Here is a 6,265-nt window from a genome sequence, read left to right as displayed (position 1 = left end):
CCCGGATGCGGTTCCCCCTGCCGGAGTCAGCTGCCCCGTGTCAGCTGCCTCCCCCGCATCCGCCTCCGCCGCCGCAGGACGACCCGCCACCACAGGACGACCCGCCGCCGCAGGAGTGACCGCCGGAGTGGCCGCCGCAGGAGTGCCCGCCGTGCCCTCCGTGATGTCCGCCGCCGGAGTCGGAACCGCTGTCACCGGCCCACCAGCTGCCGCCCGAACCTGAGGCGGAACCGCTGTACAGCCGCCGGTTGCGCCGGCCATGCCGCCGACGTCCGGCCCTCCCGATCGCCAGCAGCAGCACGACCGGGAAGAGAACCAGCAGGATGATGCCGAGAACCACGCCCATGGCGTCACCGACCTCTCCGCAGCGCCCCGACAACGACCCCCCGTGGGCGCCTCGCTCGCTGCGTGAGCTGGAGATGCCCTTCCGTGTCACGGGCCAAAGCAGAGTTGAGGAACTCCAGAGCTTGGGCGCAGGATGGCCGGCATGACCTCCAGCGCGCGCCCCCTGCTCAACCGCCGTCTCACCGAGTTCGGGACGACGATCTTCGCCGAGATGTCCGCCCTGGCCCTCAGCACCGGATCCATCAACCTGGGGCAGGGCTTCCCCGACACGGACGGTCCCGAGGAGGTCAGGGAGGCGGCCGTGCGGGCGCTGCGCGACGGCCGCGGCAACCAGTACCCGCCGGGCCCGGGCGTCCCGGAGCTGCGTACCGCGATCGCCGCGCACCAGGAGCGCCGGTACGGCCTGGCCCACGACCCCGACACCGAGGTCCTGGTCACGGCCGGCGCCACGGAGGCCATCGCCGCCGCCCTGCTCGCGCTGGTGGAGCCGGGGGACGAGGTCGTCGCGCTCGAGCCGTACTACGACTCCTACGCGGCCTGTATCGCCATGGCGGGCGGGACCAGGGTCCCGGTCACCCTGCGGCCGCACGAGAGCAGCTTCCGCCTCGACCTCGACGAGCTGCGCGCCGCCGTCACCGACCGCACCCGGCTCCTGCTGATCAACACCCCGCACAACCCGACCGGCACGGTCCTCACCCGCGAGGAGCTGACGGCGATCGCCGAGCTGGCCGTGGAGCGGGACCTGCTGGTGGTCACGGACGAGGTCTACGAGCACCTGGTCTTCGACGAGGCCGAGCACCTGCCGCTCGCGACCTTCCCGGGGATGCGGGAGCGCACGGTCACCATCGGCTCCGCGGGCAAGACCTTCTCCTTCACCGGCTGGAAGGTCGGCTGGATCACGGCGGCGCCCGGTCTGGTCTCGGCGGTCCGCTCGGCGAAGCAGTTCCTGACGTACGTGTCCTCCGGGCCCTTCCAGTACGCGGTCGCCGAGGCGCTCGCCCTCCCGGACAGCTACTTCGCCGCCTTCCGCGAGGACATGCTGGCCAAGCGGGACCTGCTGGCGGCGGGTCTCGCGGAGGCGGGCTTCAAGGTGTTCCGGCCCGCCGGCACCTACTTCGTCACCACCGACATCCGCCCCCTCGGCGCCGTGCTGTCCGAGGAGGGCGACGGCTTCGCCTTCTGCCGCGCCCTGCCCGAACGCGCGGGCGTCGTCGCCATCCCGAACGCGGTCTTCTACGACCACCGGGAGGCGGGCGCGCCGTTCGTGCGGTTCGCGTTCTGCAAGCGGACGGGGGTGCTGGAGGAGGCCGTCCAGCGGCTGAAGGGGCTCGCGGGCTGAGAGGGGCTCGCGGAAGGAGAGCGCCCGTCCACAGGCTGTGGACGGGCGCGGGCGTCTTCGGGTGGCGCGAGGACGTCTACTCGTCGTCCTCGGGCTTCTCCGCGTCGTTGACCTCCTGCTCGAGACCGAGCTGCTCGACGAGCCACTTGTCGAACTCGATGGCGGCGCGCACCCAGCTCACGGTCGAGGAGACGAAGTGCTCCAGGCTGACGCCGGTGCCGATGAGCATCTGCGCCTCACCGATCAGACGGACGGTGCCGTCGTCGTGGGTGTGGCTGTAGACCTTGGGCCACAGGGTGCGCCGGTTCCAGTCGTCGATGGACTCCAGCAGCGTGGGCTTCTCGTCGATCTGGTGGGGCCGGTCGTAGAACGTCCGCACCGAGAAGACCTGCTGGTCGCCCTCACCGCGGAACATGAAATACGTACGGAACTGCTCCCACGGCGCTGCGAGGTCGCCCTCGTCGTCGACGACATACTTCAGCTCCATCTGGTCGAGGAGCTGCTTCACGAGATCCTGATCCGGGACGACGGGGCCCGCCGGTCCTTGGGGCTGCGGCTCGGGCTGGCCCCCGAAGTTCGGAATCGAGGACGGGTCGATGGTCACCGTGAATTTCCCTTCGTACGGATCCTGCCATCCTCCCCCATGCGGGGAGGGGGGTGGCAAGCCCGGACGGGCCCTGTCCTCCCAGGGCTGACATGATCCGGTCAGCCCGGTAGAACGGGGGTCGACCATTGGGGGAACACATGACACCGACGGACACCGAAGCGGTCGCGGAACAGACCGCGCCGGGCGGGACCAGATGGGGGATCTTCCTGACGATCCTGGCCGTGCCGACGCTGGTGGTGGCCGGCCTGATCGCGGTTCTGGTCGCCTGGCTCTTCACGGACGACTCGGTCGAGGCGGACGTGAAGAAGACCTCGTGCGCCGAAGCGTTCGCCTTCGGCGGGGCGAAGGTGCCGGAGGGCATGCGCGACAGCTGGTGCGGGCTCCAGGCCGGGTCCGAACCCCGCTACGAGGCCCGCTTCCGGATGCCGCGCGCCGAGATCGACGCCTGGGTGGCGGCCAGCTTCCCGCAGGGGCCGAAACTGCGGACCACGCAGTGCGGCGACGCCCAGGTCGACGTCTGCCTGAACGCGGGCCCGGTGGCGGGAGAGCGGGCCTCCGTGCAGATCGACGTCACCCACGACAGCCGCAAGTGGTCCGAGGTGCGGTTCGTGACCTTCACGCGGTGACGAGGGGGGCACCCACCCCCCTCGTCACCGCGCCGCTCAGAGCGTCTTGCCGGTGGCCGGTCCCACGATCAGGCCGTCGCCGAAGGCGTCCACCCGGACCGTGTCGCCGTCCTTGACCTCGCCGGACAGGATCTCCTTGGCGAGCCGGTCGCCGATGGAGGTCTGGACGAGGCGGCGCAGCGGGCGGGCGCCGTAGGCCGGGTCCAGGCCCTCGACGGCGAGCCAGTCCAGGGCCGCGTCGGTGACCTCCAGGGTGAGCCGGCGCTCGGCGAGGCGCTGTGCGAGCCGGTCGATCTGGAGCCGCGCGATCCGGCCGAGCTCGTCCTTGGTGAGGGCGGAGAAGACGACCAGGTCGTCGAGCCGGTTGAGGAACTCCGGCTTGAAGGAGGCCCGCACCACCTCCAGGACCTGTTCCTTCTTCTCCGCCTCGCTGGTGATCGGGTCGACCAGGAACTGGCTGCCCAGGTTGGACGTCAGCACCAGGATCGTGTTGCGGAAGTCGACCGTTCGGCCCTGGCCGTCCGTCAGACGCCCGTCGTCCAGCACCTGGAGCAGGATGTCGAAGACCTCCGGGTGGGCCTTCTCCACCTCGTCGAGCAGCACCACGCTGTACGGCCGCCTGCGCACCGCCTCGGTCAGCTGGCCGCCCTCCTCGTAGCCGACGTAGCCGGGAGGCGCGCCGACGAGCCGGGCGACGGTGTGCTTCTCGCCGTACTCCGACATGTCGATGCGGACCATGGCCCGCTCGTCGTCGAAGAGGAAGTCGGCGAGCGCCTTGGCGAGTTCGGTCTTGCCGACGCCGGTAGGGCCGAGGAAGAGGAAGGAGCCGGTGGGCCGGTCCGGGTCGGCGATCCCGGCCCGGGTGCGCCGTACGGCGTCGGACACCGCCTGCACGGCCTCCGCCTGCCCGATCAGGCGGCGCCCCAACTCCTCCTCCATGCGCAGGAGTTTCTGCGTCTCGCCCTCCATGAGGCGGCCGGCCGGGATGCCGGTCCAGGCAGCGACGGTGTCGGCGATGTCGTCGGCGCCGACCTCCTCCTTGACCATGGTGTCCTTGGCGGCCTCCTCCTCCGCCTCGGAGGCGGCCTCCAGGTCGCGCTCCAGGGTGGGGATCTCGCCGTAGAGCAGCTTGCTGGCGGTGTCGAAGTCGCCGTCGCGCTGGGCGCGTTCGGCCTGGCCGCGCAACTCGTCCAGCTTCTCCTTGAGTTCACCCACCCGGTTGAGGGACTGCTTCTCCTTCTCCCAGCGGGCGGTCAGGCCCCGCAGCTCCTCCTCCTTGTCGGCGAGGTCGCGGCGCAGCCGCTCCAGGCGCTCGCGGGAGGCCGGGTCGGTCTCCTTGTCCAGCGCGAGCTCCTCCATCTTCAACCGGTCGACCCCGCGCTGGAGTTCGTCGATCTCGACGGGCGAGGAGTCGATCTCCATCCGCAGCCGGGAGGCGGCCTCGTCGACGAGGTCGATGGCCTTGTCGGGCAGGAAGCGGGAGGTGATGTACCGGTCGGACAGGGTGGCCGCCGCGACGAGCGCGCTGTCGGCGATCTGGACCTTGTGGTGGGCCTCGTAGCGCCCCTTGAGGCCGCGCAGGATGGCGATGGTGTCCTCGACGGTGGGCTCGGCGACCAGCACCTGCTGGAAGCGGCGCTCCAGGGCGGGGTCCTTCTCGATCCGCTCCCGGTACTCGTCGAGGGTGGTGGCACCGACCATCCGCAGCTCACCGCGGGCCAGCATGGGCTTGAGCATGTTGCCGGCGTCCATGGAGGAGTCCCCGCCGGCGCCCGCGCCCACGACGGTGTGCAGCTCGTCGATGAAGGTGATGATCTGTCCGTCGGAGTCCTTGATCTCCGCGAGGACGGTCTTCAGCCGCTCCTCGAACTCACCGCGGTACTTGGCCCCGGCGACCATGGCCCCGAGGTCGAGCGCGACCAGCCGCTTGTCCTTGAGCGACTCGGGCACGTCCCCCTTGACGATCCGCTGGGCGAGTCCCTCAACGACGGCGGTCTTGCCGACGCCGGGCTCGCCGATGAGGACGGGGTTGTTCTTGGTGCGGCGGGACAGCACCTGGACGACCCGGCGGATCTCCTGGTCGCGGCCGATGACGGGGTCGAGCTTGCCGTCCCGCGCGGCGGCGGTGAAGTCGGTTCCGAACTTCTCCAGGGCCTTGTACTGCCCCTCGGGGTCGGCGGTGGTCACCCTGCGCCCTCCTCTGGCCTTCTGGAAGGCGTCGACAAGCTTGTTGGGGGTTGCGCCCTGGCGGGTCAGCACCTCGGCGGCCGGTCCGCCCTTGGCGGCGATGCCGATGAGCAGGTGCTCGGTGGAGAGGTACTCGTCACCGAGGTCCTTGGCGCGGGCCTGCGCGTCGGCGATGACGGTGAGCAGGTCGCGGTTGGGCTGCGGGGGCGCGACGGTGGACCCGGCCACGCTGGGCAGCGAGCCGAGCACCTTCTCGGCGCCGGCCCGCACGGCGGCCTGGTCGGCGTCGACGGCCGCGAGCAGATCGACGATGTTCTCGTTGTCCTGCCCCTGGAGCAGAGCGAGGAGCAGGTGGGCGGGGGTGAGGTCCGGGTGTCCCTCGGTCACGGCCCGGTTGCTGGCCGCGTTGATCGCGTCCCGGCTCCGGTTGGTCAGCTCGGCATCCACGTGTCCGTACTCCTCCTGGTGTCGCTCCTGTAACCGGCTCCTGCACTGACTCAGTCAGCGTACATAAAGTTGAGTCTATTCCACTCAAGGTGGTCCACGGGAGGGATGGGGGGACTAGCTTTCCCGGCATGACCTCCTACGCCCAGGATCCGGGTGCCCCGGACCCGTCGTTCCTCAGCTTCTGGCGCGAACGGCATCTGTGCACACTGACGACCCCGCGCCCGGACGGGACCCCGCACGTGGTGCCCGTCGGGGTGACCTACGACCCCGAGGCCCGGCTCGCCCGGGTGATCACCAACCGGACCAGCGCGAAGGTCCGGCACGTGCTGGAGGCCGGCGAGGACGGGGCGGCGGTGGCGGTGTGCCAGGTGGCGGGGCGGCGCTGGGCCACGCTGGAAGGGCGGGCGCACGTGCGCACGGAGCCGGAGCGGGTGGCGGAGGCGGTGCGGCGCTACGCCGAGCGCTACGAACGCACCCCCGCGCCGAACCCGCGGCGGGTGGTCATCGAGATCTCCCTCACGGGAGCGATGGGACATTTTTGAGCCATGGGCTGATCACCCGATACACCGAAATGTCGCCCAAAACTGCAGCGGCGTCACCGTGTTCAGGTCACGGTGACGCCGCTGCGGGGGGAAGCACCTGCGCGATCTGTTACGACGGGGGAATCGCGTCAGGCACTGCGGGGGGTGGCTGAGATGGTCCGCGGGGTGGGGG

Annotated in this window: 5 protein-coding genes; 3 read left to right on the top strand and 2 right to left on the bottom strand. The window is 70.7% G+C overall.

All coding sequences use genetic code 11. The annotated features are described in order from the left end of the window. Positions 1–478 precede the first annotated feature (478 nt). Positions 479–1,684 carry a pyridoxal phosphate-dependent aminotransferase gene (locus tag AOJ26_RS38585; protein ID WP_053853006.1) on the top strand — a complete coding sequence of 402 codons (1,206 nt, stop codon included), beginning with the start codon at positions 479–481 and terminating at the stop codon, positions 1,682–1,684. Between the two features lie 76 nt (positions 1,685–1,760). Here AOJ26_RS38585 and AOJ26_RS38580 read toward each other — a convergent pair whose 3' ends face one another. Beyond that, positions 1,761–2,288: a YbjN domain-containing protein gene (locus tag AOJ26_RS38580; protein WP_053853005.1), complete on the bottom strand. Its 528-nt coding sequence runs from the start codon at positions 2,286–2,288 to the stop codon at positions 1,761–1,763. 140 nt (positions 2,289–2,428) lie between these two features. On the opposite strand from AOJ26_RS38580, the gene AOJ26_RS38575 reads away from it, so the two are divergent. Continuing rightward, positions 2,429–2,917: a hypothetical protein gene (locus AOJ26_RS38575; RefSeq protein ID WP_053853004.1), complete on the top strand. Its 489-nt coding sequence runs from the start codon at positions 2,429–2,431 to the stop codon at positions 2,915–2,917. Between the two features lie 36 nt (positions 2,918–2,953). Here the strand turns inward: AOJ26_RS38575 and clpB are convergent, their stop codons facing one another. Next, positions 2,954–5,551, bottom strand: a complete 2,598-nt coding sequence (gene clpB, locus AOJ26_RS38570) for an ATP-dependent chaperone ClpB (RefSeq protein WP_053853003.1) — start codon at positions 5,549–5,551, stop codon at positions 2,954–2,956. Positions 5,552–5,679: 128 nt separating this feature from the next. Here clpB and AOJ26_RS38565 point away from each other — a divergent pair, with 128 nt between their 5' ends. Beyond that, entirely contained in the window at positions 5,680–6,093 is a 414-nt protein-coding gene (locus AOJ26_RS38565) for a pyridoxamine 5'-phosphate oxidase family protein (RefSeq protein ID WP_053853002.1), read from the top strand. Positions 6,094–6,265: the final 172 nt, after the last annotated feature.

The sequence above is a fragment of the Streptomyces sp. NRRL B-24085 genome (genome assembly GCF_001282115.1).
In the GTDB taxonomy this organism is placed as follows: domain Bacteria; phylum Actinomycetota; class Actinomycetes; order Streptomycetales; family Streptomycetaceae; genus Streptomyces.
The sequence above is the reverse complement of the archived record's forward strand: the minus strand, read 5'-3'. Positions and strand labels throughout refer to the sequence as shown.